Below are 24,214 nucleotides of genomic sequence, written 5' to 3'. Positions count from 1 at the left end.
GAAATATCTGACACATGTTCGCGAGTCAACGCGGCACCGCAGAAGGGCTGAGGGGCGTGGCTTGGGTGTAGCTCAGACCTCGCCCAGATAGACCCGTTCCGCCCGCGGGCTGAGGCGGACCAGGCATTCGTGGGCCACGGTGCCGGCGGCGGCGGCGAGGTCGTCGATATGGGCGTTGGGGCCCATGAGTTCGACCATTTCGCCGGGGCTGGCCGGGGTGTCGCCGATGTCGATCAGGATGAGATCCATGGTGACGATCAGGAAGGGCCGCAGCGCGCCTGCGAACCAGGCATGGCCGGTCTGCTTGGCGGCGCGCACCAGGCCATCGGCATAGCCCGCCGCCACCACGGCGACGCGGGTGGGGCGGGCGACGATGCGGCTGGAGCCGTAGCCGACGGTCTCGCCGGCCTGGATGTTGCGGATGTCGAGGATGGGGGCTTCCAGGGTCGCCACCGCCTTCAGGCGCGGATCGGGCCGTTCCTCGGGGCCGCCGCCATAGAGGCTGACGCCCGGACGGACCATGTCGAAGCGGTAGTCGTCGCCCAGGAAGATGCCGGCCGAGGCCGCGAAGCTGGCCCGGGCGTCGGGGAACAGCTTGCGCGCCGCGGCGAAGCGCTCGAGCTGCCGGCCATTGCGCGGATCGCGGGGCTCGGGCGCCGAACCCAGGTGGCTCATCACCAGTCCGATGTCGAGATGGGCCAGGCGGTCGCCGGACTGGGCCAGGGCCACGGCCTGGTCCGGGGTGACCCCCTGGCGGTTCATGCCGGTGTCGATGTGCAGGGCGACGGGCAGGGCGCGGCCAAGGGTCGAGGCGAAGCTGCCGGCGGCCTCGACCTGCGGCACGCTGGTGAGCGCCGGGGTCAGGTCGGCGGCGACGAGGCGCGGGCCCGTGCCCCCGGTCATGCCGTCCAGCACATAGATGACGGCGGGGCGGTCAGGGCCAAGCGCCGCGCGCAGGGCCTCGCCCTCAGTCAGGCGGGCGACAAAGAAGCTGCGGGCCCCCTCCGTCCACAGGCGACGGCAGACTGGGCCGGCGCCCAGGCCATAGCCGTCGCCCTTGACCACCGGCGCGGCCTCCGCGCCCGGCGCCTGGTCGCGCAGGAAGCCGTAATTGTGGGCCAGCGCGTCGAGATCGATCGTCAGGCGCGCGGAGGAGGGGAGAGCCATTGGCGCTCCCTTAGAGCCTTTTCGTTTCAGATGGAAACATCTGAAACGAACGCTCTAGTTCTACGGGTTTGAGCGTGACGGGCGCCTGAACCGGTAACCACTTCAGGCTGTCACGCTCGGCGAGGCTGCCGGCGGCAAGGGAAAGCCGGTTCAATCGCCGGGGTCAGTCGCGGTTGTGCTGGTCGTAGCGGCTGGGATCGCGCGCCAGGTTGCCGAACTTGGTGAGGTCGGAGTTGAAGGCCAGTTTGACGGTGCCGATGGGGCCGTGACGCTGCTTGCCGATGATCACCTCGGCCTGGCCGGCCACCTGATCCATCTGGTCCTGCCAGGTCAGGTGTTCGGGGGTGCCTTCGCGGGGCTCGGTGCGGGAGAGGTAGTACTCCTCACGGTAGATGAACATCACGCAGTCGGCGTCCTGCTCGATGGAGCCGGATTCCCGAAGGTCGGAGAGCTGGGGCTTCTTGTCCTCCCGGTTCTCCACCTGGCGGGACAGCTGGGCCAGGGCGATGACCGGCACCGAAAGCTCCTTGGCCAGGGTCTTCAGGCCCTGGGTGATGGCGCTGACCTCCTGCACCCGGTTGTCCACCTTGCCGCCGGGGCCGATGGTCACGAGCTGGAGATAGTCCACCACGATCAGGTCAAGGCCGACCATGCGCTTCAGGCGGCGCGCGCGGGCCGCCAGCTTGGCCATGGTGATGCCGCCGGTGTCGTCGATGTAGAGCGGCGCGTCCTGGATTTCCAGGGCGGCGTCGCGCACGCGGCCGAACTCCACCGCGTCGATCTCGCCCTTGCGCAGCCGGTCGCCGGACACGCCCGAGACCTCGGCCAGCATACGCATGGCCAGCTGGTCGGCGGACATTTCGAGCTGGAAGAAGGCCACGACGCCGCCCGAGACGGTCTTCTTGCTGCCGTCGGGCTGGGGCTCCCAGGCGTAGTTGCGGGCCACGTGGAAGGCGATGTTCACGGCGAGCGCGCTCTTCCCCATCGAGGGACGGGCGGCCAGGATCAACAGGTCGGAGGGGTGCAGGCCGCCAAGCTTGGCGTCCAGGTCTATGAGGCCTGTGGAGAGGCCGGCCAGGCCGCCGTCGCGACTGTGGGCCTCGGCGGCCATGGTGACGGCGCCGTGCAGGGCCTGGGACAGGGGGATGAAGCCCTGGCTGGTCCCGCCGCTCTCGGCCAGTTGATAGAGTTGCTGTTCGGCCGCCTCGATCTGGTCGCGGGCCGAGGTTTCCTCGTCGGGCGCGGTGGCGGTGGTGGCGATGTCGCCGCCGATGCGGATCAGGTCGCGGCGCAGGGCCAGGTCATAGATGGCCCGCGAATAGTCCGGGGCGTTGGCGGCCGGCGGGGCGCGGTCCACCAGGTCGGCCAGGTAGCGGATGCCGCCCAGCTCCTCGAAGGCCGGGTCGCGGCCGAACTGCTCGGCCAGCAGGATCGGCTCGGCCAGCTGGCCCTTGCGGACATGGACCTCGATGGCGGCGTAGAGGCGGGCGTGGAAGGGCTCGTAGAAGTGGCGGGCCTGCAGATAGTCGCCGATGCGCTCGAAGGTGGCGTTGTCATAGAGAACAGCCCCAAGCAGGGCCTGCTCGGCCTCGATATTGGCCGGGGCGTGGGGGATCGCCGTGTCGTTGTGGGCGGGACGAAGGTCGAGTGCTGGGACGAGGGCCATGGGTTACCGATAGCTTAACGACAGGTCTCGGGCAGTGTGACGAGATGGCCTACGCACAGGAAATCCGGCGCCTGTGGATGACCTCAGTCTGGGTAGGGTTCGGCGAACGGAACCTAGCCCATTGATCGGCGACATTCAGCGCCGTTCTGGGGCGCTACGACCGCGTCTGTCGCAGACAAAAGGAAACGGCGCGGAACCTTGGGTTCCGCGCCGTCGCCAGATCGGTAGAGGTCGGGAGGCTTAGCTCTCGACGTAGTCGCCTTCGTGCGAACCGGCGCCGCCGGCCAGCATGTCCTGGGCGGCTTCCTCGGCCGCGACGCGATCTTCCTCGAATTGCGAGTTGATCACGTCCTCGCCGCGGGCTTGGCGCTCGGCCTCGTCCTGGCTGCGGGCGATGTTCAGGGTCACGGTGACGATGACTTCGGCGTGCAGGACGACCTTCACCGGGTGGAGACCCAGGGTCTTGATCGGCTTGTCGAGGGCCACCATCGAGCGTTCCAGCTTGCCGCCGGCCGCGTTGACGATGTCGGCGACGTCACGGCCGGAGACCGAACCGTAGAGCTGGCCGCTTTCGCCCGCCTGACGGATCAGGATGTAGGACGTGCCGTCCAGGTTCTCACCGGTCTTGCCGGCTTGTTCCTTGGCCTTCTGGTTGCGGGCCTCGATGTCGGCGCGCTGGCCTTCGAAGACCTTCAGATTGGCGGCGTTGGCGCGGAGCGCCTTGTGACGGGGCAGGAGGAAGTTGCGCGCGTAGCCGTCCTTGACGGTGACCACATCGCCCAGGACGCCCTTGCCTTCGACGCGTTCGAGCAGAATGACTTTCATGTGCCTGTCTCCCTACTTCACGACGTAGGGGAGGAGGGCGAGGAAGCGGGCGCGCTTGATGGCCTTGGCCAGTTCGCGTTGCTTCTTGGCCGACACCGCGGTGATGCGCGAGGGCACGATCTTGCCGCGTTCCGAGACGTAACGCTGCAGCAGCTTGACGTCCTTATAGTCGATCTTCGGCGCGCCGGCGCCCGAGAACGGGCAGACCTTGCGGCGACGGAAGAAGGGGCGGCGTTGGCCACCCGCGGCGGGGGCGCCGGCGGTGGTGGCTTCGGAGGTTTCGTCGGTCATGTGATGATCCTCCCTTTCTTAGGCTTGGAAGCTGTCTTCGCGGCGCGGTTCGCGCTCACGATCGCGGTCACGACGGGCCAGAACCGGCGAGAGCTCCAGGTCGAGCTCCTCGACGCGGACCGTCAGGTGGCGCAGCACGTCTTCATTGAGAGACAGCTGGCGCTCCATTTCCTTCACCGCCGGCGCCGGGGCGTCGATGGAGATCAGGGAATAGTGGCCCTTGCGGTTCTTCTTGATGCGATAGGTCAGGTTGCGAAGGCCCCAGTACTCGATCTTCGCGACCACGCCGCCACCCTCTTCGATGAGGGCCTTGATCTGGTCATTGAGGGCTTCGGCTTGTTGCGGCGAGATATCCTGCCGCGAAATAACGACGTGCTCGTAGAGCGCCATGTGTTCCTTCTTCCGTTGTGGAGGCGGCGCGTTCGTCGGCGGAAGCCCGGCGAAAACGATGGATCTCAATGCGGCGCGCGGGAGGTTCCCGCGCCTTTTACGTTCCGACTTGAGACCGCCGTCCGTGAAGAGGCGGGCAGATACGGGAAAAGCGGTTGTTTCGCAAGCTTTTCCCGTCTCGCCCCGCTGAGCCCTACTTCTTCTTCTGCTTGGCCTTCCAGGCCTTCAGCGCGCCCATGGTCTGGGTGACGTGGTCGTCGGCGGCCATGTTGTCGTAGGCCAGCAGCACCGTGCCGTCCGGCGCGATGACGTAGGAGGTGCGGGCCGACATATCCACCGGCGCCTTGATCCCGGCCATCTTCAGCGGCGCATCATAGGTCTTGGCGATCTTGGCGCCGGGATCGGCGGCGACGGGGAACTTGCCGCCGCAGGTCTTGGTGTCGGCGGAAAACTCGGCCAGCCGTTCGACCTTGCCGGCGGTGACGCCGATCAGGGTCGCGCCCTGGGCCTTGAACTCGTCGGCGGCCTCGGAGAACAGGTGAGCCTCGAGGTTGCAGCCGCCGGTATAGGCCGATGGGAAGAAGTACATCACCACGGGGCCGTTCCTGCGGGCGGCGGCCATGTCGAAGGTGAAGGGCTTGCCCGCCAGGAAGGCCTGGGCCTTGAAGTCAGGGGCCTTGGAGCCCACGGCGAGGTCGGCGAGGGCGGGCGTGGCGGCGGTCACAGCGGCCAGGGTGGCGAGGGCGAACAGGCGTTTCATGGGGCGTTTCTCCGGGGTTCGGTGATCATACGAACTGGACGTCGCTTTGTCTTCGCAGCATAGCGAGACAATGAAACCGACCCTTCCGGCGCGTCCTGACCAGATCCTGGCGGACGCCAAGTTTCCAGAGCTGCCAAATCACTACCGGGGCAAGGTGCGCGACACCTACGACCTGGGCGACGGCAGGATCGTGATCATCTCCAGCGACCGGCTCTCGGCCTTCGATTCCATCCTGGCGGTGATCCCCTACAAGGGGCAGGTCCTGACCCAGACGGCGCGGTTCTGGTTCGACGCCACCGCCGACATCTGCCCCAACCACGTCCTGGCCTATCCCGACCCCAATGTGGTGGTGGGCACGCGCCTGGACATCCTGCCGGTGGAGATCGTGGTGCGCGGCTATCTGGCCGGGACCACGGGCACCTCGATCCTGACGCTCTACAGGAAGGGCGAGCGGGAGATGTACGGCCACCGGCTGCCCGACGGCCTGGCCGATAACCAGAAGCTTCCGACCCCCATCATCACACCGACCTCCAAGGCCAATGACGGCGACCACGACGCCCCGCTGACGCCCGCCGAGATCGTCGAGCAGGGCCTGCTTAGCGCCCTGCAGTGGGAGACGCTGTCGAAGTACGCCCTGGCGCTGTTCGCCCGCGGCCAGGAGATGGCGGCGGCCCGCGGCCTGATCCTGGTGGACACCAAGTACGAGTTCGGCGTTGACCGGAACGGCCAGATCATCCTGGCCGACGAGATCCACACTCCGGACTCCAGCCGCTACTGGTTCGCCCAGACCTATGCGGAGAAGTTCGCCAAGGGCGAGCGGCCCGACAGCTTCGACAAGGATTTCGTCCGGTCCTGGGTGGCAGCGCGCTGCGACCCGTACAAGGACCCCATCCCGGAGATCCCAGCCGAGATGATCGACGAGACGGCGCGGGTCTATATCCAGGCCTTCGAGACCATCACCGGCCAGACCTTCGAGGTCGACGCGGGAGATGAGCCAATCCTGGCGCGGATCCGCAGGAACCTTGCGGTCTATACTCCCGCCTAGAAAAACTGGGTGAGCGCGGGGTCGCGCCGCCCGCGGGAATCCGTCATGGTCCCGCCCCATGCAAAACGAACCTTTTTTCAAGAGGGACGGTCAATTTTACGTCCCGCAACCGTCCTGCCGTGGTCCCTGGAATCCTCAGTCCCTGCACGGCCGCGTCATCGTCGGCCTGCTCGGTTTCGAGATCGAGGCCAAGCACGGCAGTCCTGATTTCATGCCGGCCCGCCTGACGGTGGACATGTACCGGCTGCCGGGCTTCGACCCCATCGAGGTCAAGACCACCGTGGTCCGCGACGGCAATCGCATCCGGGTCGTCGACGCCGAGTTCATCTCCGGCGGGGTCAGCATGGCGCGGGCCTCGGTGCAGTTCCTGAAGCGCACCGAGAATTCGCCGGGCGAGTCCTGGCATCGTCCTGACTGGGACGTCCCCAAGCCCGCCGACATTGAGCCTCCCACCGATGGGCGCCAGGGCATGGGCGGCATGTGGGCCATGCGGCCAATCACCGGCGGCTTCGGCCAGCCCGGCCCGCGCAAGACCTGGATGAGCGAGGTCCGCGAGATGGTTGACGGCGCGCCGCTGACGCCGTTCCAGCGGGTGTCCCTGGCGGCGGACTTCTCCAGCCCCTTCGCCAATTCCAGCACCGAGGGGCTAGGCTATATCAACTCCGACGTGACGGTCTATCTGCACCGCCTGCCGGCGACCGAGTGGATCGGGTTCGAGGTCGCCGACCACCATGCCACCGACGGCGTGGCGATCGGCGAATGCTGGCTCTATGACGAGCAGGGGCCGATCGGGCAGGCGTCCTGCGCGGCCCTGGCCCAGCGGCGGCTTACCCCTGGGGCGCCGCCGCCGGCGAAGGCGTAGCGGGGGCAGCCGGCGCCGGTGTCACAGCCGGCTCCGCGGGCGCTGCTGGTGCGGCCTCGACAGGCGGAGCCTCGACCTTCGGGACGGGCGCCGTGGTCCGGCGCGCGCTGAGGATCTTGACCGGAGGCTTGAGCATCTCGCCCTTCATGACGCCGACCCCGGCATTGGGGTCGCGCGGCTTGACGAGGATCTTGCGCACCACGTCCATGCCCTCGACCACATAGCCGAAGGCGGCGAAGCCCAGGTTGTCGCCCTTGGCCTTGGGGTTGGCGTCCAGATAGGTGTTGTCGCCGATGCAGATGAAGAAGTCCGAGGTGGCGCTACCCGGGGCGAAGCGGCCCATGGAGATGGCGCCGTCGGTGTGGGACAGGCCGGTCCTGGTCGTCGGCTCATGGCCGATGGGCTTCATCACCTTGGCCGGGTCGTTCTGCAGCCCGCCCTGGATCGAGCCGTAGTCGTCGGCCGTGTAGCCCTTGGGCCGGGAGGCCCGGTAGAAGGTCGCGCCGTCATAGCGCTTGGTGTCTGTGTAGCGCAGGAAGTTGGCCACGGTGATCGGGGCCTTGCCCTGGTTGAGGGCGAGGGTGATGGCGCCCACCGGGGTGGTGAGCTTCACGTGGACAAGACCAGTCGCGGCCAGGGCGGGGGAGGCGGCGAGCGCGCCGGCCCCGGCCAGGAAGGTTCTGCGTTGCAGGATCATCCGATGCGGCTCCCCATGCCGCCGTCCACCGGCAGGATCGCCCCGGTGATGAAGCCGGCCTCGTCGGAGGCCAGGAACAGCGCCGCATAGGCGGTGTCCCAGGCGTTGCCCATCTTTCCGCCCAGCGGGACCCGCGCATTGCGGGCGGCGCGCACGGCTTCCTGCTCCTGGCCGCTGGCCTGGGCGATGCCGGCCACGGCCATGGGGGTGTCCATCAGGCCCGGCATGATGGCGTTGCAGCGGACGCCCTTGGCGGCGTTGGACTGGGCGACGCTGGTGGTCAGGCGGTTTACCGCCGCCTTGGAGACCTCGTAGGCGACTTGATTGCCTCCCGCGATTCCGGCCAGGGACGAGATGTTGACGATGGCCCCGCCACCCTGTTCCCGCATGGTGGGGATGGCGGCCTTGATGGTCAGCCACATGCCCTTGAGGTTGACCGACAGGATGCGGTCGAAGGCGGCCTCCTCGACCCGGTGGGCCGGAACGTCGCCGCCGCCGATGCCGACATTGTTCACCAGGATGTCGATGCGGCCGAGCCGTTCCTTGCCGGCCTCGATCATGGCCGCGACGTCGTCGGCCTTGGTGACGTTGGCGGTGAAGGCCGTGGCCTGGCCGCCCTCGGCCGCGATCATGGCGGCGGTCTCCTCGGCGCGCTCGGCGACGCGGTCGACGCAGAGGACCTGCGCGCCCTCGCGGGCGAACAGGATCGACATGGCCCGCCCATTGCCGATGGTCTCCCCGGGCGTCTGGCCGGCGCCGACGATGATGGCGGTCTTGCCCTTCAGGCGGTCGCCCATGCTCAGAACCCCTTCAGGTCGGGATCGAGGGTCTGGCCCTCATCAAGCTGCACCCCGAAGGAATTCAGGATCATCGAGACCTGGGTGTACTGGCCGGCGGTGAAGACCACGTCCATGCACTGCTTGTCGCTGAAGTGGGCCTTCAACTGGGCCCAGGTGGCGTTGGTGATAAACTGGTCGTGGTGCAGTTCGTCGGAGGCCTTGAGCAGCGCCTGGTCAGCGGCGCTCCAGCCGGGGGCCTCGGCGCCGCCCTTGATGCGCTCGCACTCCTCGGCGGTCAGGCCCTCGCGCTTGCCGATGGGCACGTGCTGGGTCCACTCGTAGCCGGACTTGCAGAGATAACCGATGCGCAGGATGACGATCTCCCGCTCGCGGCCGGGCAGGTCATTGCGGCGCGACAGGATGTAGTTGCCCCAGGCCAGGAAGCCCTTGGCGGCCTTGGGGGCGTTGACCATGGTCCGGAAGATGTTGAGCACCCGACCCGTGGCCACCATGGGGGCCAGGACCTCGGTCTGGGCTTCGTCGAGCTTGCCGAGATCGACGGGTTGGATCCGGGGTTGGGTCAGGCGCATGCAGGTTCCTCCGCGACGCCTTACGCAGCGTCATTGCGGACATCTTACCGGAGGGCCGGCGCGGCCTGTCAAACGAATGTTCGGCGAAGGTTAGCCGAGACCCGAGCGCATCAGGAAGGGGATCATCTGCAGGATGAGCAGGATTCCGAAGCCGATCAGCAGGGCGCGGCCGAACCACTTGCGGCGATGGGCGGCCTTGAGTTCCTCAGGCGTGGGCTCGGGTTGGTCGGTCATGAGGCGCGGCCTATCACGCCCATGTCATCGCCCGCAACGGAGCAGGCGGCGGATTGTCTGGTCTATGGCCCGGGAAAGGCGCATGATGCCTGCGTCGATCTCTGCCGCGCAACGCTCTTAAGCCCTCTCGCTCAGCGCGCGGAACTTTCGAAGCCGACCCTCTCAGACCTCGATGGCCCGCCGGGCTCTTCCGGCGAGCCTACGCATCTCTCGGAGGCTGTCATGGCGACCGGTACTGTCAAATGGTTCAATTCCACCAAGGGCTTCGGCTTCATCCAGCCGGCTGACGGCGGCAAGGACGTCTTCGTCCACATTTCCGCCGTCGAGCGTTCGGACCTCAATGGTCTCAACGAAGGCGACACGGTTTCCTACGACATGGAGCGCGACCAGCGCTCCGGCAAGGAAAGCGCCGTCAATCTGAAGTCGGCCTAAGACGATAAGGGGCCGGCGCGATCCTCGCGCCGGCCCCGGTCTTTTTGCGCGGCGTTCGCGCTGACGGGAGCTGCCCATGTCCATGGCCGATCTTATCCCCACGCTCGACGACGAAGGCCTCGCCAATCTGCGCGCCAACGCGCAGCGCCTCGAAAATTCCGACGTCGCGCGCCAGGCCGAGCAGGCCGCCGCTCTGCTGCCCCTGATCGACGCCGAACTGGCCGATCGGCTGTCCCGCGTTCCGCCGAAGGCCCCGCCGAAGCCGCGCGCCAAGAAGGCGGTAGCCCTCGCCGAAGCGGCGGATGACGACGAAGATTTCGCCGACGACTAGGCGCACCCCGGGGTGGCGCCGGCTTGATGTCGCGCAATCCTGAGCGTTGAATTCGCTCATCAAACCCGCCCCTGGCGGTCTATGGTTAAACCTTCTTCAATCCGCGCCGCCTACTTCTTGGGCATGAGCGTCGACTCGCCCTCCGATCCCATGCCGCGTTCGAGCCTGATCTTCACGGGTCTGATCGCCGTGATCGGGGTCGCCGCGGCCACCCTGCTGGGCGCGCGGCCGCTGGATCCTCAAGAGGCCGCCGGCGTCTTCCCGCCATGGTGGGGCCGCGAGGCCGCTCTGGTGGCCGCTTCGGAAGCCGGCTCCATCCTGGCCGTCGGCGCCTTGCCCTTCATCGTCATCGTCCGCTCCGACCAAGGCGTGGCGTCCGCCCGCCTGCGCGAGGCCGGCGCGCTCTTTTCCATCGATCCGGGGCGTGTCGCCCCCTGCAGCCTCTAGGAGAACGCCATGTTCCAATCCATCGAGGAACAGCGGAGGTTCGCCGACCGCATCATCGTCGGCGCGCTCTGGGTGCTGGCCCCGGTCACCCTGATCACGGCCCTGCTGATCAAGGCCCCCTGGCTGGGGTTCGGCCTGGCCTCGGCGGGTCTGGCGGGCGCCGTCACCGTCTTCTGGAAGCTGAACCCGGAAGGCGTGCGGATCGCCGCATCGGCGGCTTTGATGGGTTCGGTCTCGCTGCTGGTGGCGGCCTTCGCCGGGCAGGCGTGGCAGATCGACATGCACATGGCCTATTTCGCGGCCCTGGCCGCCCTGATCGTCTATTGCGACTGGCGCGCCATCGCGGCCGGCGCGGTCGTGGTGGCGGTGCATCACCTGCTGCTGAGCTTTGTCCTGCCCGCCGCGGTGTTTCCCGGCGGCGGTGACCTGGGGCGGGTGGTGCTGCACGCGGTCATCCTGATCGTCGAGGCCGTCGTCCTGATGTGGGCGGCGTCCAACATCTCCTCGATGTTCGCCCGCTCCGGCGCGTCCCTGGGCCAGGCCGCCGCGGCCAGGTCCGAGGCCGAGGCCGCCATGCGCGCGGCCGAAGGGGCCAGAGCCTCCGAGAGCGCCGCCGCCCAGGCCCGTGAGAGCCTGCAAAGCACCGTGGAGAACGAGAGCACCCTGGTGGTGGACGGCTTGGCCCGGGGGCTGAAGCAGCTCTCCGACGGCGACCTGACCGCCCGCCTGCAACAGGCCTTCCCGCCCAAGTACGAGACCCTGCGCACCGACTTCGACGGCGCGGCTGAGCGGCTGGAGCAGACCCTGGCCGGCATCGTTCAGTCAGCCCGCACCATCCGCAGCGGGGCCTCGGAGATCGCCTCGGCCGCCGACGACCTGTCGCGCCGCACCGAGCAGCAGGCCGCCGGCCTGGAGGAGACCGCGGCGGCGCTGGACGAGATCACCGCCACGGTGCGCAAGACCGCCACGGGCGCCAAGGCGGCGGCAGACGTGGTGCTGGCCGCCCGCGGCGACGCCCAGACCAGCGGTCACGTCGTGCAGCAGGCTGTCTCGGCCATGAGCGAGATCGAGAAGTCCGCCCAGGAGATCAGCCAGATCATCGGCGTCATCGACGAGATCGCCTTCCAGACCAACCTGCTGGCCCTGAACGCCGGGGTCGAGGCCGCGCGGGCGGGTGAGGCCGGCCGCGGCTTCGCGGTGGTGGCGTCGGAGGTTCGGGCCCTGGCCCAGCGTTCGGCCGAGGCCGCCCGCGAGATCAAGGCCCTGATCAGCGCCTCGAGCCAGCAGGTGGGCTCAGGCGTGCATCTGGTCGGTCAGACCGGCGAGGCCCTGCAGAGGATCGTCGGCCGTGTTTCGGAGATCGACACCCTGGTGGGCGAGATCGCCGCCAGCGCCCAGGAGCAGTCCATCGGCCTGGCCCAGGTCAACACCGCAGTGAACGAGATGGACCGGGTGACCCAGCAGAACGCGGCCATGGTGGAGCAGTCCACCGCCGCCAGTCACGGCCTGGCCAACGAGGCCCAGACCCTGGCGCAGTCCGCCGCCAAGTTCCGTGTCAGCGACGCGCCCACCGGCAGGCCGGCGCGCCGAGCCGCCTAGCGGTCCGCTAGCCGGCGAAGATCCAGCCGCCGGTGAGGCTGGCGGCCTGGACGTTCTGCAGCACCATCTGCGCGCCGCCGGTCATGGAGATCACCGTGTCGGCGCCCAGCTGGGCCACTGTGTAGACCGTGCCCACATCGACCTGGACGCGGTCGCCCTCGGCGCGGCTGAAGTCCGTCACCTGGTCAAGGCCGGCCGCGCCCCAGGTGTGGAAGATGTCCGCGCCGGTTCCGCCGCTGACAGTGTCGTCGCCGAGATCGCCGGACATCCAGTCATCGCCGGCGCCCCCGGCGATGCTGTCTGAGCCCTGGCCGCCGCGGACCCAGTCGCGGCCATCGCCGCCGTCCTGGGTGTCATTTCCGAGGTTGCCATAGACCACGTCGTCCCCGGCGTCGCCGAACAGGTGATCGTGGGCCTGGCCGCCGACGACCCAGTCAGGACCGTCGCCGCCGCGGACGGTGTCGTCGCCCTGGTTGCCGTTGATGTCGTCGAAGCCCGCGCCGCCGATCAGGCTGTCGTCGCCGGAATCGCCGCGCAGATAGTCGTCCTCCGCGCCGCCGTCGACGGTGTCATTGCCCAGGCCCGCGGCGACGTTGTTGGCGGAACTGTTGCCGTTGATCTGGTCGGAGCCGGAGCCGCCGATGGCGTTCTCGATCACCGCGCCCACGGCCACGGCCACATTGCCGGTCAGGCCGCCGACGTTCGAGAAGTAGCCTGCGCGCAGGTCGATGATCTGGTTCTGGCCGAAGCCGGAAAAGTCGAAGGTGTCCTTGCCGCCGGCGTCCCAGACGGCGAAGACCAGCCGGCTTCCGCTCGACGTGGCCTCAAACCAGGGCCGCGCGGCGTTGGAGTTGAAGCCGTAGGTGGTGTCGCCGGTGCGGGTGGCGGTGTTGGCGCCGTATTCCAACTGGGCGGCGGCGATGTCGTCGAGCATCGGCGCCGCGGAATAGGTCCCTGCGAAGGCGCCGCCGGTGTTGGTCTCGCTGAAGTAGCTCATCACCGTGTACTGCCGGCTGTCCTCGGCATAGTCGGCGCTGGAGCTGTAGGTGGGGGAGGCCTCGTCGCTGGCGTCGTAGTCGCTGGGATGGGCCAGGCCGATGGCGTGCCCCAGTTCGTGGACCAGGACCGAACCCCCGTAGTTCCCGATGGTGGGGTTCACATTGTAGTTGGACCCGCTGTAGATCCAGACGTCCCCGGACGATGAGGAGAAGTCGATCCGGCCCGGATAATAGCTGAAGCCCGAGGCGCCTTCGACGCCGCCGGAATAATTGGCGAACAGGATGCTGGCGGAATTGCTGTAGGCGGCCTCGCCGCTGGCGCCCGCGCCCACCCGAACGAAGGTGATGTTGGCGACGTCGGACCAGCCCTTCAGGATCTGTTCGGCGGTGGTGATCTGGGTGGCGTTGAACCGGCTGAAGCCCGTGGCGTCGTCGGGCATGGCGTTGGGCGCATCGGCGCGGAAGCCGTAGGTGATCGTGAAGCCCACACCCAGCGCATGGGACCAACCCGGTTCGCCGCCCACCAGGCGGTTGGCCGCCTCAGCGACCGTGAAGCTCTCCTTGCCGCCAGAGGTTCCGCCACGGGCGTCGGCGGACTGGAAGGCCTGGGGTGAGGTGTCGGCGTCCATCCCGATTCCGAGGGCGGACGGATCACCGGAGATGGTCAAAGCCATTGAAAGGTCACCACACTACACGCCCCTCAGCGTCCAACTTTCGTAAGGCGCGCGCGGAATCGCCGCAACAGGCGACTGTGGATTGCGACGTTATCCCGCAGGTTCAAAGGCTTAGCTGTAAGACCTTGTTATCCACCCTTGAACTTCGTGCGGCCCTGGATCGAGTATCCGCGTCAATCGTTTCGCCAGTTCTAACCGGAAACGGAGGCGGCCATGGCCACGTCGAAACTCGCGCGCTACCAGGAGATGCGGGACTTTGGACAGACGGCGGAGCCCTCCGGGCGTGACGCCAAGGTGGTGACGTCCGAGCGCCTGCGGTTCGTCATCCAGAAGCACGCGGCGACCCGCCTCCACTTCGACCTGCGGCTGGAACACGAGGGGGTGTTCAGGTCCTGGGCCGTGACCCGTGGCCCGTCGCTCGACCCGGCCGACAAGCGCCTGGCGGTGGAGGTGGAGGACCATCCGCTCGACTATGGCGACTTCGAGGGGACGATTCCCAAGGGCCAGTACGGCGGCGGCACGGTGCAGCTGTGGGACCGGGGCTATTGGGCGCCGGAACCGGGCATGGAGGATGTCGACAAGGCCCTGAAGAAGGGCGAGCTGAAGTTCGTCATGGAGGGCGGACGCCTGCACGGCTCGTGGGTGCTGGTGCGCCTGCGGGACGACGCCAAGTCCAAGCGTCACAACTGGCTGCTGATCAAGCATCGCGACGAGGGCGCCGTGGAGGGTGAGGGCGGGGCCCTGGCCGCCGAGGACCGCTCCATCGCCTCGGACCGCACCATGGCCCAGATCGCGGCGGGGGAGGGCAAGCCCGCGCCGCCCTTCATGACCGCCTCCAAGACCGCCGCCGACGCAGTCTGGCAGAGTCATCAGAACGCCAACTCGACAGCCGCAGCCTCGCCGAAGATGACCAAGACCGCCGCCAGGCCGGCCAAGGCCCCCAAGGCCAAGACCGTTGCGACCCTGCCGGACTTCGTGGAGCCGCAGCTCTGCAAGTCGCTGGAAAAGCCGCCGCAGGGGCCGGGCTGGGCCCACGAGATCAAGTTCGACGGCTACCGGATGCAGCTGCGCACCCAGGGCGGCGAGGCGGCCCTGAAGACCCGCAAGGGCTTGGACTGGTCGGCCAAGTTCAAGGCGATCGTGAAGGCCGGCGCCGGCCTGCCCGACAGCATCATCGACGGTGAGGTGGTGGCCCTGGATCATACCGGCGCGCCGGACTTCGCGGCCCTGCAGGCGGCGATCTCGGCGGGGAAGACCGATGACCTGATCTTCTTCGTCTTCGACCTGCTGTTCGTGGACGGCGAAGACCTGCGGGCCCTGCCGCTTTCGGAGCGCAAGGCACGGCTGAAGGCCTTGCTGGCCATGCCGCCGGCCAATGTGCGCTATGTCGACCACTTCCTCACCGCGGGCGACGCGGTGCTGCAGTCGGCCTGCCGCATGGACCTGGAAGGCATCATCTCCAAGCGGATCGACGCGCCCTATCGCTCGGGCCGCAGCGACACCTGGGCCAAGTCGAAATGCCGCCAGGGCCATGAGGTGGTTATCGGCGGCTGGACGACGACGGGCGACGCCTTCCGCTCGCTGATCGCCGGGGTCTACCGCGAGGGCCACCTGGCCCATGTCGGCCGGATCGGCACCGGCTTTGGCCGGGGCAAGGTCGACAGCCTGATGCCCAAGCTCAAGGCCCTGGAGACAGACAAGAGCCCCTTCAGCGGCAAGGGCGCGCCCAAGAAAGCCGCCGGCGTTCACTGGGTGAAGCCCGAACTGGTGGCCGAGATTGAATATGCCGGCTTCACGGGCGACGGCTCGATCCGGCAGGCCGCCTTCAAGGGCCTGCGCGCTGACAAGCCGGCCCAGGAGGTGGAGGCCGAGATCCCGGCGCCGGCCGAAAGCGCCGACCTGGCCGAGCCGGCGCCTAAGGCCGTCGTTTCGAAGACCGTGTCGCCGAGGGGCTCATCGGTTGTGATGGGCGTGACGATCTCCAGCGCCGAGAAGCCGCTTTGGCCGGACGCTCACGACGGCAAGCCGGTCACCAAGCTGGACCTGGCCCGGTACTATGAGACGGTCGCCGACGTGATCCTGCCGCATATCAAGGGCCGGCCCTGTTCCATCATCCGCATGCCGGACGGCATCGCCGGCGGTGAGACGTTCTTCCAGCGGCACGCCTCGCGGGGGTCATCAGCCCTGTTCACCGAGGTCGAGGTGTCGGGGGATCACAAGCCCTATCTGCAGATCGATCGTCCCGAGGCCCTGGTTGCCGCCGCCCAGATCGGGGCGGTGGAGTTGCATCCGTGGAACTGCGAGCCCTTCAAGCCGGAGGTTCCGGGGCGGTTGGTGTTCGACCTCGATCCCGCGCCCGACGTGGACTTCGATTCCGTGATCGAGGCCGCGCGCGAGGTGCGCGACCGGCTGGAGGTCCTGGGGCTGGTCAGCTTCTGCAAGACCACCGGCGGCAAGGGTCTGCACGTGGTGACGCCGTTGAAGGCCGGCAAGGTGGATTGGCCGACGGCGAAGGCCTTCGCCCGGGATGTCTGCAAGGCCATGGCCCTGGACGCGCCGGACAAGTTCCTGATCACCATGGCCAAGAAGGACCGGGGCGGCCGCATCTTCCTCGACTATCTGCGCAATGACCGCATGTCGACGGCGGTGGCCCCATTCTCACCCCGCGGCCGTCCGGGCGCGCCGGTGTCCCTGCCGGTGACCTGGAGCCAGGTGAAGAAGGGCCTCGATCCGGCGAAGTACACGATCCGCACCGTGCCGGGCCTTCTGAAGAAGCTGACGGCGTGGGAGGAATATTGCGATAGCGAGCGGCCCCTGGCGCCTGCGATCAAGCGGCTGGGGAAGGTTTAGGGGAAGGGGGGTCAGGCCCGCTTCTTCGCCGGCGCGGACTTGGCGGCGGCCTTCCTGGCGGGGGCTTTGGTCGCCTTCCCCGCGCCCTTCTTGTCTCCGGCCAGGCTGCGGCGCAGGGCCTCCATGAGGTCGATGACTTCCGCGCCCTTGGGCTCGTCGACGGTGACCTTGCGGCCCGCGCCCTTTTCCTTTTCCTTGATCAAGGCGCGCAGGGCTTCCTCGTAGCGGTCCTTGAACTCCGAAGCGTCGAAATCGCCCTCCTGCTGCTCAATGATCTTGGCGGCGATCTCGATCATGTTCTTGTCGGCCTTCACCTCCGGGATGTCGTCGAAGAAGCTCTCGGGCTTCTTGACCTCGTCGAAGGTGCGCAGGGTGTAGGCCACCAGGCCCTTGCCGCGCGGCTCCATGGCCAACATGCGTTCGCGCTGGTGCATGACCAGGCGGCCTAGGGCGATCTTGCCGGCCTTCTGCATGGCCTCGCGGATGACGGTGAAGGCCTCGACGGCCACCTTGCCGTCCGGGACCAGGAAGTAGGGGTCGTTCCAATAGAGGCGGTCGATCTCCTCGGCGTCGACGAACTTGTCGATGTCGATGGTCTTGGTGCTCTCCAGCCGGACACTGTCGATTTCCTCGGGCGTGACCACGACGTAGTGGTCCTTCTCGATCTCGTAGCCCTTGACGATATCGGAGCGCTCGACCGGCCCGGTCTCCGGATCGGTGGGGATCATCCGGATGCGGTTGTGGGTGGTCTTGTGGAGCATGTTGAAGGACACGTCGCCGGTCCGGCTGGTGGCCGTGTAGAGGGCCACCGGACAGGAAACGAGCGAGAGCCGAAGGTGCCCCTGCCAGGTTGGACGCGCCGCCATGATACCCTCCACGAAGTTCGAGTCCGTGAACGCGTCAGGCGGCGCTGTGTTGCCTAGAACGCCGCGGTGAAGAACGCGACCACCTCGGCGCGCGCCGCCTCGGCGGCCGGCTTGTTGAATTCCATCAGCACCGGTCCTCCCGCGCCGTTGTGGGCGAAGGGGTCGTTGATGGTCTGGGCCGGCAGATCGCGGTCAAAGCCGTGGCCCGCCCCAGCATAGGTGATGTTGCGGACCGGCGCCGTGCCCTGGGCGGCCAGCGCCGCCGCCAGCTTCTCCCCGGCGTCGGGATGATCGTAGGTGTCGATGTCGCCGGTCTGGATCAGGATCGGCGCGCCAGTCAGGTCGGTCAGGGCCATGCGCGGATCGGCGGCATAGGCGTAGCAGACTGGGTAGTGGGCGACGTGGGCCGCGAAGCCCGCCAGGTCTCCGCGCAGGGGATCGGCCCGGCCCTTGGTGGCGCTGAGCAGGCTGACCACCCCGCCCCAGGAAAAGCCGAGGATGCCCACGCGGGCAGGATCTATCTCCGGCTGCTCGCCCAGGAACTTCAGCGCCCCGAAAGCGTCGGGCAAGGTCTCCATGGGCGAGCGCGGGCGGCCCGCGGCGCCGCGGGACGTGCTGCGCGCCGCCCACATGTCGATCTCCAGGGTGGCGAAGCCGGCGGCGTTGAGCGCGCCCGCATAGTACTCGCCGCGCCCATCGACCCCGTCGGAGCCGTGGCAGATCAGGACCGCGCCGACCGGGTCGCCGGCGTCACGTGGCGTGCGCAACAGGCCAGCGACGTTGAGGCCGGCGGAGGTGGGAAAGCTTATAAAGGAGGTTCTCAACGACCGGGCTCCACCAGGATCTTCACATGGGCCTCGGGGTCGCCGAGGGTGACAAAGGCCTGCGCCACTTCGGACAGGCCCACCTTGCCGGTGACCACGCGGCTGACATCGATCACGCCCTCGGAGATCTGGTGCAGGGTGTGGGCGAACTCCTCGGGCGAATAGCCGAACACGAAGGTGAGTTCGATCTCCTTGGTGATGGCGATGGCCGGTTCGATCTTGTCGGTCTCCATGCAGACGCCGGCCACCACGATCTGGCTGCCGGCGGGGCTGGCCTCGATCAGGTGCTGCAGAATGCCGGGCGAGCCCACGCATTCAAAGACCACCGGCTGGCCGAAGGTCTTGCCCATCATCCTGGCCATGTTCTGGGCGGCGCGGGCCGTCGGCACGCCAAAGGCCTCCCAGCGGGCGTGCGGGCTCTCACTGGCCGGATCGATCACCACGTCGGCGCCCAGCATCTCGGCGGCGGCGCGACGACGCGGGGAGTAGTCGGCGGCGATGACCGGGCCGTGGCCCTTGGCCTTCAAGCCCGCGATCACCGCCAGGCCCACCGGCCCGCAGCCGATCACCAGGCTTACGCTGTCCTTGTCGAGCCGCGCCTTGGCCACGGCATGGGCGCCGACCGCGAAGGGCTCGGTGAGCGCCGCCTGGTCGGTGGGCAGGCCGTTCTTGACCTCCAGCAGCATCATCTCCGACAGGATCATCCGCTCGGCGAAGCCGCCGGGCAGGTTGTTCGAATACCCCAGAAGTTCGACGCCGGTCCCGGTGATGGTGGCCGGTACGCTGACCACGCGGGTTCCGGGCTTCAACAGGCCCGTGGTCCCAGGCCCGTGTTCCAGGATCTCGGCGCAGAACTCGTGGCCGAAGACCGTGTCGGCGGTGGGGTCGAAGCCGCCGCCCATGGCGCCGCCATCCCCGCCGCTGGCGCGGCGGGTGGTCTCGATCATGTGTTCCATGTGGTGCAGGGCGTGCAGATCCGAGCCGCAGATCCCGCAGGCGAGGGTCTTGACGAGGACCTGGCCAGCGCCGGGGGTCAGCTCCTCGATCTCATCGCAGACCAGCTGCTTGTTGCGGCGGATGACGGCGCGCATGGCTTTCCCTCCCAGGGTTTTGACCAGCTTGCGGGGGGAGCGTGGCGATTTCCAGCCTGTCGTTGCGGAATGCGGGCCGCCTTGCCCGGCGGGGCGCAATCCCCTAACCCTCCGCCCTTGAATCGAAGTGGCGCCAACGCGCGCCGAAGGGAGCCCCAGATGAGCCTCGCCTTTCTCTTTCCCGGCCAGGGCAGCCAGGCCGTGGGCATGGGCGCCGACCTTGCCGAAGCCTTCGCCAGCGCGCGCGAAGTGTTCCAGGAAGTCGACGACGCCCTTGGCCAGAAGCTGTTCAAGCTGATGAAGGAGGGGCCGGAGGATCAGCTCACCCTTACCGAGAACGCCCAGCCGGCCCTGATGGCCGTCAGCCTGGCGGTCAGCCGGACCCTGGAGAAGGAATTCAAGATCGGGGTCGACAAGGCCGCCTTCGTGGCCGGCCACTCGCTGGGTGAGTACTCGGCGCTGGCCGCCGCCGGCGCCATCAGCCTGGCCGACACCGCGCGCCTGCTGAAGCTGCGCGGCCAGGCCATGCAGCGGGCCGTGCCGGTGGGCGAGGGGGCCATGGCGTCCCTGATCGGTCCCAAGAGCGACGTGGCCCTGGCCGAGGAGGCCGCCAAGGCGGGCTCGGCCTTCGGCGTCTGCGTTGTCGCCAACGACAACAACAACGGCAATGTGGTGATCTCCGGGGCCAAGGCCGCCGTCGACGCCGCCATCGAGAAGGCCAAGGAGCTGGGGGCCCGCGCCATCCCGCTGAACGTCTCGGCGCCCTTCCACTGCCCGCTGATGCAGCCCGCGGCCGACGAGATGGCCAAGGCCCTGGGCGCCGCCACGATCCTCGCGCCCCGCGCGCCGCTGGTGGCCAACATCACCGCCCGTCCGACGCTGGACCCGGAAGAGATCCGCCGCCTGCTGGTGGAACAGGTCACCGGCCGCGTCCGTTGGCGCGAGAGCATGATCTGGCTGGTGGAGGAGGGCGGGGTGACCCGCTTCGCCGAGGCCGGCTCGGGCAAGGTCCTGTCGGGCATGGCCAAGCGCATCGCGCCGGACGCCGAGGCCACGCCGCTGAATACGCCTGCCGACCTTGAAGCCTTCGCGAGCAGCCTCTGATGTTCGACCTGACTGGAAAGACCGCCCTCGTCACCGGTGCGACCGGCGGCATCGGCGCCCATATCGCCCGGGCGCTGCACGCCCAGGGCGCGCACGTGGTGCTGTCGGGGACCCGCGAGCCGGTCTTGGCCGAGCTGGCGAAGGCGCTGGGCGAGCGCACCTCCATCGCCCCGGCCAACCTGGCCGACGCCGAATCAGTGGACGGCCTGATCGCCAAGGCCGAGGAGGCCGCCGGCGCGCCGCTCGACATCCTGGTGGCCAACGCCGGCATCACCAAGGACGGGCTGCTGATGCGCATGAAGGACGAGGACTGGGAGTCCGTCCTGAAGGTGAACCTGGAGAGCTACTTCCGACTCAGTCGGGCGGCCATGCGCGGGATGATGAAGCGCCGGGCGGGCCGGATCATCGGCATCACCTCGGTGGTGGGGGTGATGGGCAATCCCGGCCAGGCCAATTACGCGGCCTCCAAGGCGGGCATGATCGGGTTTTCCAAGGCCCTGGCCCAGGAGGTCGCCACCCGCGGGATCACGGTCAATTGCGTCGCGCCGGGCTTCATCGAGAGCCCCATGACCGACGCCCTGAACGAGGCCCAGAAGGGCCAGATCCTGGCGACAATTCCCGCCGGTCGCCTGGGTTTGGGGAGCGACGTGGCCGCGGCGTGCGTTTATCTGGCCAGCGATGAGGCCGCCTACATGACGGGGCAGACCCTGCATGTGAACGGCGGCATGGCGATGATCTAACCTGTTGGCCTCCGCCAACCGAACATGCTACGGCCACGCCCGAAGCGGTTGGGCCAAGGCCGAAATCGAAGCTCCGTACCGGTTGACAACATGTCGGCGGTCACGGATGGATCAAGTGACTAATTGAGGAACTAAACCTGATGTCCGACATCCTCGAGCGCGTGCGTAAGATCGTCATCGAACACCTCGACGCCGATCCGGAGAAGGTCACCGAGAAGGCGAGCTTCATCGACGATCTGGGCGCCGACAGCCTCGACAACGTCGAACTGGTGATGGCCTTCGAAGAAGAATTCGATATCGAGATCCCCGACGACGCGGCGGAGCACATCCAGACCGTCGGCGACGCGGTGAAGTTCATCGGAGAGCGTCTGGGCGCCTAAGGCCCAGAGTTCGTTCAAGATTTGACCGCCGCGACGCTCACATGAGCCGCGGCGGTCTGCGTTTTGGAGCCCCGCTATGCGTCGAGTCGTGGTCACCGGCATCGGTCTGCTGACCCCCTTGGGGCAGGGAACCGAGCACACCTGGAAGGCGCTCCTTGAGGGCAAGTCCGGCGCAGGCCGGATCACCACCTTTGATCCGGCCGACTATGGCTGTCAGGTGGCCTTTGAGGTGCCGCGCGTTGACGGACGCGGCGGTGGCGGCCCCGACGTTCCGGGCTCCTTCGACCCCGACCAGACCATGAGTGCCCGCGACCAGCGCCGGGTGGACGACTTCATCCTCTACGCCATGGCCGCGGCCGACGAGGCGGTGAAGGATTCGGGCTGGGTTCCGGAGACCGAGGAAGACAAGCAGCGCACCGGGGTCATCATCGGCTCGGGCATCGGCGGCCTGGCCACCATCGAGAAGAACGCCATCGAGCTGCACGAGAAGGGCCCGCGCCGCATCGGCCCGTTCTTCATCCCCTCGGCCCTGATCAACCTGGCCTCGGGCCAGGTCTCCATCCGCTACGGCTTCAAGGGCCCCAACCACTCGGTGGTGACGGCCTGCGCCACCGGCGCCCACGCCATCGGCGACGGCGCCCGGCTGATCAAGTACGGCGACGCCGACATCATGATCGCCGGCGGGGCCGAGGCGGCCATCTGTCCGGTGGGCATGGCCGGCTTCATCGCCGCCCGCGCCATGTCGACCAACTTCAACGACACCCCCACCAAGGCCAGCCGTCCCTATGACAAGGACCGCGACGGCTTCGTGATGGGGGAGGGCGCCGGCATTGTCGTCCTCGAGGAGTACGAGCACGCCAAGGCGCGCGGCGCGAAGATCTACGCCGAGGTCGTGGGCTACGGCCTGGCCGGCGACGCCTATCACATCACCTCGCCGGCCGAGGACGGCGACGGCGGCTTCCGCGCCATGCAGATGGCCCTGAAGGACGCCGGCATTCCGCCGTCCGAGATCGACTACGTCAACGCCCACGGCACCTCGACCCCCATGGGCGACGAGATCGAACTGGGCGCGGTCACCCGGCTGATGGGCGACCACGCCAAGGACATCTCCATGTCCTCCACCAAGTCGGCCACCGGCCACCTGCTGGGCGCGGCGGGCGCCATCGAGGCGGCCTTCGCCTGCCTGGCCATCCGCGACCAGATCGTGCCGCCGACCCTGAACCTGGACAATCCCTCGGTTGAGACGGTCATCGACCTGATCCCGCACAAGGCGAAACCGATGGCGATCGAGTACGCCCTGTCCAACAGCTTCGGCTTCGGCGGGACCAACGCGTCGGTTGTGTTCAAGAAGGTCACGTGAGCAAGAGGCCCCGAGCGCCCAAGAAGGCCGGCGGCCTCTCCCCCATGCGCAGGCTAATGATCATGCTGCTGAGCGCCGCCGCGACGCTGGCGGTGGCCGGCATGCTGGTGGCGGTGTGGGTGGCCTGGTCGTTCCAGGGCCCCGGCCCCACCGCCAAGAGTGGCGACATGACCACGGTCATGCTGCGGCACGGCTCGAGCCTGCCCGAGATCGCCTCGACCCTGTCGCACGAGGGGGTGATCCGCTCGGCCCCGATCTTCGTGGCCGCCGCCCAGGTGACGGGCGCGGCGCGCAGGCTGAAGGCCGGCGAGTACGAGATCGCCAGCCGCGCCTCGATGGCCAGCATCCTGGCCGACATCCGCGACGGCAAGATCGTCCGCCACCAGATCACCATTCCCGAGGGCCGCACCAGCGAGATGGTGGTGGAGGCCCTGGCCGCTAAGAGCGATCTGACCGGGGTGGCCGCCGCCCCGCCCGAGGGCTCGATCCTGCCCGAGACCTATCAGTACGAGCGCGGCGAGGACCGCTCGGCCGTGCTGCGCCGGATGATGGACGCCCGCGACCAGCTCGTGGCCAGCCTGTGGTCCAAGCGCCAGCCGGGCCTGCCCTTCAGCACCCCGGAGGAGGCCATCACGCTGGCCTCCATCGTGGAGAAGGAGACGGGCCAGGCCAGTGAGCGGCCCCGGGTGGCGGCGGTGTTCATCAACCGCCTGCGCCAGGGCATGCGGCTGCAGAGCGACCCGACCATCATCTACGGCATCACCCAGGGCCGGCCGCTGGGGCGCGGCATCCGCGCCTCGGAACTGGCGGCGGAGACGCCCTACAACACCTACGCCATCAACGGCCTGCCGCCGACGCCGATCGCCAATCCGGGCCGGGCGGCCATCGCCGCGGTGCTGGACCCGCCCAAGACCACGGAGCTCTATTTCGTGGCCGACGGCACGGGGGGGCACGTCTTCGCCTCGACGCTGGCCGAGCACAACGCCAATGTCGCCAAATGGCGCGCCATCGAGCGCACCCGCGGGTCGGCGCCGGCGGTGGCGGCGCCCGAGCCCGGCCTGGCCGGCGGCGCGCCCGTCGACGCGCCGGCGGTGACGGTGGAACCTTGAGCCAGACGACTCGGGTTCCTTCTCCCCTTGCGGGAGAAGGTGGCCCTGCGGAGCAGGGTCGGATGAGGGGTCGTGCCGACCTGTCCAGGTGTCGTCATCCCGG

At 68.2% G+C, this 24,214-nt stretch carries 26 protein-coding genes; 12 read left to right on the top strand and 14 right to left on the bottom strand.

Annotated elements, in window-relative coordinates; translation table 11 throughout:
- Positions 1-72: 72 nt before the first annotated feature.
- The 6 genes from alr to OCL97_RS17605 all read right to left on the bottom strand — a co-directional run bounded on the left by alr (position 73) and on the right by OCL97_RS17605 (position 5,099).
- Positions 73-1,167 carry an alanine racemase gene (gene alr / locus OCL97_RS17630; RefSeq protein ID WP_377371140.1) on the bottom strand — a complete coding sequence of 365 codons (1,095 nt, stop codon included), beginning with the start codon at positions 1,165-1,167 and terminating at the stop codon, positions 73-75.
- A 163-nt stretch (positions 1,168-1,330) separates the two neighbouring features.
- Positions 1,331-2,833 carry a replicative DNA helicase gene (locus OCL97_RS17625; protein ID WP_377371139.1) on the bottom strand — a complete coding sequence of 501 codons (1,503 nt, stop codon included), beginning with the start codon at positions 2,831-2,833 and terminating at the stop codon, positions 1,331-1,333.
- A 240-nt stretch (positions 2,834-3,073) separates the two neighbouring features.
- Positions 3,074-3,658, bottom strand: coding sequence for a 50S ribosomal protein L9 (gene rplI, locus OCL97_RS17620; protein ID WP_304774758.1), 585 nt, complete (start codon positions 3,656-3,658; stop codon positions 3,074-3,076).
- Between the two features lie 12 nt (positions 3,659-3,670).
- Complete coding sequence (gene rpsR / locus OCL97_RS17615; RefSeq protein ID WP_215340908.1) at positions 3,671-3,949, bottom strand: 30S ribosomal protein S18; 279 nt, start codon at positions 3,947-3,949, stop codon at positions 3,671-3,673.
- Between the two features lie 18 nt (positions 3,950-3,967).
- Complete coding sequence (gene rpsF, locus OCL97_RS17610) at positions 3,968-4,339, bottom strand: 30S ribosomal protein S6 (protein WP_304774756.1); 372 nt, start codon at positions 4,337-4,339, stop codon at positions 3,968-3,970.
- A gap of 193 nt (positions 4,340-4,532) precedes the next feature.
- Positions 4,533-5,099 (bottom strand): peroxiredoxin, encoded by a 567-nt coding sequence (locus OCL97_RS17605; RefSeq protein ID WP_377371138.1) that lies wholly within the window; start codon positions 5,097-5,099, stop codon positions 4,533-4,535.
- Between the two features lie 70 nt (positions 5,100-5,169).
- On the opposite strand from OCL97_RS17605, the gene OCL97_RS17600 reads away from it, so the two are divergent.
- Both OCL97_RS17600 and OCL97_RS17595 read left to right on the top strand, forming a co-directional pair.
- Positions 5,170-6,144 carry a phosphoribosylaminoimidazolesuccinocarboxamide synthase gene (locus OCL97_RS17600; RefSeq protein WP_377371136.1) on the top strand — a complete coding sequence of 325 codons (975 nt, stop codon included), beginning with the start codon at positions 5,170-5,172 and terminating at the stop codon, positions 6,142-6,144.
- A gap of 58 nt (positions 6,145-6,202) precedes the next feature.
- On the top strand, positions 6,203-7,006 hold the full coding sequence (locus tag OCL97_RS17595; protein WP_377371135.1) for a thioesterase family protein: 804 nt from the start codon (positions 6,203-6,205) through the stop codon (positions 7,004-7,006).
- Here OCL97_RS17595 and OCL97_RS17590 read toward each other — a convergent pair.
- From OCL97_RS17590 to OCL97_RS17575, 4 genes are all read right to left on the bottom strand, one after another.
- Positions 6,972-7,703 carry a peptidylprolyl isomerase gene (locus OCL97_RS17590; protein ID WP_377371134.1) on the bottom strand — a complete coding sequence of 244 codons (732 nt, stop codon included), beginning with the start codon at positions 7,701-7,703 and terminating at the stop codon, positions 6,972-6,974. The genes OCL97_RS17595 and OCL97_RS17590 overlap by 35 nt on opposite strands.
- Positions 7,700-8,500, bottom strand: coding sequence for an SDR family NAD(P)-dependent oxidoreductase (locus OCL97_RS17585; RefSeq protein WP_377371133.1), 801 nt, complete (start codon positions 8,498-8,500; stop codon positions 7,700-7,702). The genes OCL97_RS17590 and OCL97_RS17585 overlap by 4 nt, the downstream gene beginning before the upstream one ends.
- A 2-nt stretch (positions 8,501-8,502) precedes the next feature.
- Positions 8,503-9,072: a carboxymuconolactone decarboxylase family protein gene (locus tag OCL97_RS17580; protein WP_304774746.1), complete on the bottom strand. Its 570-nt coding sequence runs from the start codon at positions 9,070-9,072 to the stop codon at positions 8,503-8,505.
- 90 nt (positions 9,073-9,162) lie between these two features.
- On the bottom strand, positions 9,163-9,306 hold the full coding sequence (locus OCL97_RS17575; RefSeq protein ID WP_304774744.1) for a hypothetical protein: 144 nt from the start codon (positions 9,304-9,306) through the stop codon (positions 9,163-9,165).
- 222 nt (positions 9,307-9,528) lie between these two features.
- Here OCL97_RS17575 and OCL97_RS17570 point away from each other — a divergent pair, with 222 nt between their 5' ends.
- The 4 genes from OCL97_RS17570 (at position 9,529) to OCL97_RS17555 (ending at position 12,115) form a co-directional block, all read left to right on the top strand.
- Complete coding sequence (locus tag OCL97_RS17570) at positions 9,529-9,738, top strand: cold-shock protein (protein ID WP_215340899.1); 210 nt, start codon at positions 9,529-9,531, stop codon at positions 9,736-9,738.
- A 76-nt stretch (positions 9,739-9,814) separates the two neighbouring features.
- Positions 9,815-10,069, top strand: coding sequence for a hypothetical protein (locus OCL97_RS17565; protein ID WP_377371132.1), 255 nt, complete (start codon positions 9,815-9,817; stop codon positions 10,067-10,069).
- A gap of 123 nt (positions 10,070-10,192) precedes the next feature.
- Positions 10,193-10,516, top strand: coding sequence for a hypothetical protein (locus tag OCL97_RS17560; protein WP_377371131.1), 324 nt, complete (start codon positions 10,193-10,195; stop codon positions 10,514-10,516).
- Positions 10,517-10,525: 9 nt separating this feature from the next.
- Positions 10,526-12,115, top strand: coding sequence for a methyl-accepting chemotaxis protein (locus OCL97_RS17555; RefSeq protein WP_377371130.1), 1,590 nt, complete (start codon positions 10,526-10,528; stop codon positions 12,113-12,115).
- A 7-nt stretch (positions 12,116-12,122) separates the two neighbouring features.
- On the opposite strand, the gene OCL97_RS17550 is transcribed toward OCL97_RS17555, so the two are convergent.
- Entirely contained in the window at positions 12,123-13,787 is a 1,665-nt protein-coding gene (locus OCL97_RS17550) for a M10 family metallopeptidase C-terminal domain-containing protein (RefSeq protein WP_377371129.1), read from the bottom strand.
- 213 nt (positions 13,788-14,000) lie between these two features.
- Between OCL97_RS17550 and ligD the strand changes: the two genes are divergently transcribed.
- Positions 14,001-16,637, top strand: a complete 2,637-nt coding sequence (ligD, locus tag OCL97_RS17545) for a DNA ligase D (RefSeq protein ID WP_377371128.1) — start codon at positions 14,001-14,003, stop codon at positions 16,635-16,637.
- Positions 16,638-16,648: 11 nt separating this feature from the next.
- Here ligD and ku read toward each other — a convergent pair whose 3' ends face one another.
- The 3 genes from ku to OCL97_RS17530 are packed head-to-tail and all read right to left on the bottom strand — an operon-like array spanning position 16,649 to position 19,418.
- A complete protein-coding gene (ku, locus tag OCL97_RS17540; RefSeq protein WP_377371127.1) occupies positions 16,649-17,503 on the bottom strand; it encodes a non-homologous end joining protein Ku in 855 nt (284 codons plus the stop codon).
- Positions 17,504-17,556: 53 nt separating this feature from the next.
- Positions 17,557-18,327, bottom strand: coding sequence for a dienelactone hydrolase family protein (locus tag OCL97_RS17535; protein WP_377371126.1), 771 nt, complete (start codon positions 18,325-18,327; stop codon positions 17,557-17,559).
- The gene (locus tag OCL97_RS17530) at positions 18,324-19,418 is read right to left on the bottom strand and encodes a zinc-binding dehydrogenase (RefSeq protein ID WP_377371125.1); all 1,095 of its coding nucleotides are present in this window, start codon (positions 19,416-19,418) and stop codon (positions 18,324-18,326) included. The genes OCL97_RS17535 and OCL97_RS17530 overlap by 4 nt, the downstream gene beginning before the upstream one ends.
- Positions 19,419-19,577: 159 nt before the next feature.
- On the opposite strand from OCL97_RS17530, the gene fabD reads away from it, so the two are divergent.
- The 5 genes from fabD to mltG all read left to right on the top strand — a co-directional run bounded on the left by fabD (position 19,578) and on the right by mltG (position 24,111).
- A complete protein-coding gene (gene fabD / locus OCL97_RS17525) occupies positions 19,578-20,522 on the top strand; it encodes an ACP S-malonyltransferase (protein ID WP_304774725.1) in 945 nt (314 codons plus the stop codon).
- Positions 20,522-21,262, top strand: coding sequence for a 3-oxoacyl-[acyl-carrier-protein] reductase (gene fabG, locus OCL97_RS17520; RefSeq protein WP_377371124.1), 741 nt, complete (start codon positions 20,522-20,524; stop codon positions 21,260-21,262). Before fabD ends, fabG begins: the two co-directional genes overlap by 1 nt.
- A gap of 140 nt (positions 21,263-21,402) precedes the next feature.
- Complete coding sequence (locus OCL97_RS17515; RefSeq protein WP_056019455.1) at positions 21,403-21,642, top strand: acyl carrier protein; 240 nt, start codon at positions 21,403-21,405, stop codon at positions 21,640-21,642.
- A 76-nt stretch (positions 21,643-21,718) separates the two neighbouring features.
- A complete protein-coding gene (gene fabF / locus OCL97_RS17510) occupies positions 21,719-23,002 on the top strand; it encodes a beta-ketoacyl-ACP synthase II (RefSeq protein WP_377371123.1) in 1,284 nt (427 codons plus the stop codon).
- Between the two features lie 44 nt (positions 23,003-23,046).
- Positions 23,047-24,111, top strand: coding sequence for an endolytic transglycosylase MltG (gene mltG / locus OCL97_RS17505; RefSeq protein WP_370690163.1), 1,065 nt, complete (start codon positions 23,047-23,049; stop codon positions 24,109-24,111).
- The last annotated feature ends 103 nt before the right edge of the window (positions 24,112-24,214 follow it).

It is taken from the genome of Phenylobacterium ferrooxidans (assembly GCF_042714595.1).
GTDB lineage: Bacteria > Pseudomonadota > Alphaproteobacteria > Caulobacterales > Caulobacteraceae > Phenylobacterium > Phenylobacterium ferrooxidans.
This window is presented reverse-complemented; position numbering and strand designations above follow the sequence as displayed.